This window comes from Vibrio sp. 2134-1, from assembly GCF_033339495.1.
The window spans coordinates 1-1,123 of the sequence record NZ_JAWOUS010000118.1; the positions used below are offsets into that span (position 1 = coordinate 1).

A 1,123-nucleotide genomic window follows, 5' to 3' on the forward strand; every position below is an offset into this window, starting at 1 on the left:
AAGCAGGTCTTGCTGCTGCAGGTCTGAAGGCAACCTTCACAGGTCCAATGCCGACACCTGCAGTTGCTTACTTAACGCAAACTTTCCGCGCAGAAGCGGGCATTGTGATTTCTGCATCGCATAACCCATATTACGATAACGGTATTAAATTCTTCTCATCTGAGGGCACAAAATTGCCTGATGATATCGAGCTTGCTATCGAAGCTGAATTGGACAAAGACATTGAATGTGTTGAGTCTTCTGAATTGGGCAAAGCGACTCGTTTAAATGATGCTGCAGGTCGTTACATCGAGTTCTGTAAAAGCACATTCCCATCGACACTAAGTCTCTCTAACTTAAGGATCGTCGTTGATTGCGCTCATGGTGCAACCTACCATATTGCTCCAAATGTCTTCAAAGAACTTGGTGCAGATGTAATCGCGATGGGTGTTGAGCCAAATGGTATCAACATCAATGAAGAAGTCGGTGCTACAGACGTTCGCGCGCTACAAAAACGCGTTGTAGAAGAGCAAGCTCATCTTGGTCTTGCATTCGATGGTGACGGCGACCGTATCATCATGGTTGACCATTTAGGTAATAAAGTCGATGGTGACCAAATTGCTTACATCATCGCACGTGATGCTCTGCGTCGTGGTGAACTAAAAGGTGGCGTGGTTGGTACGTTGATGACTAACCTAGGTATGGAAAATGGCCTGAAGCAATTAGGCATTCCATTTGTTCGTGCAGCTGTCGGTGACCGCTATGTAATGGAGCAATTGCTGGCTAAAGGCTGGAAGATCGGTGCCGAAAACTCTGGTCACGTTATCTTGCTAGATAAAGTAACAACGGGAGACGCGATTGTTGCAGCTCTACAAGTGCTTGCTTCTGTTGTTGGTAGTGATATGTCTCTGCACGACTTGTCGCAAGGCATGACGCTTTACCCACAAGTTTTAGAAAATGTACGTTTCGCTGGTGAAAACAACCCTCTAGAAGCGCAAGCAGTACTGGCTGCTGTAGAAGAAGTTGAAGCTGAACTAGGCGATAAAGGTCGCGTTTTACTACGTAAATCAGGTACAGAGCCTTTGATTCGCGTAATGGTAGAAGGTGAAGATGCCGAGCTTGTTCAAAGCTCAGCGCTTAAGAT

1 protein-coding gene is annotated in these 1,123 nt (G+C 46.0%); it reads left to right on the forward strand.

The window, feature by feature from the left end; translation table 11 throughout:
• Positions 1 to 1,123, forward strand: a 1,123-nt coding sequence (gene glmM / locus R7R78_RS24275) for a phosphoglucosamine mutase (protein ID WP_225474394.1), incomplete at both ends; no start/stop codon positions are given.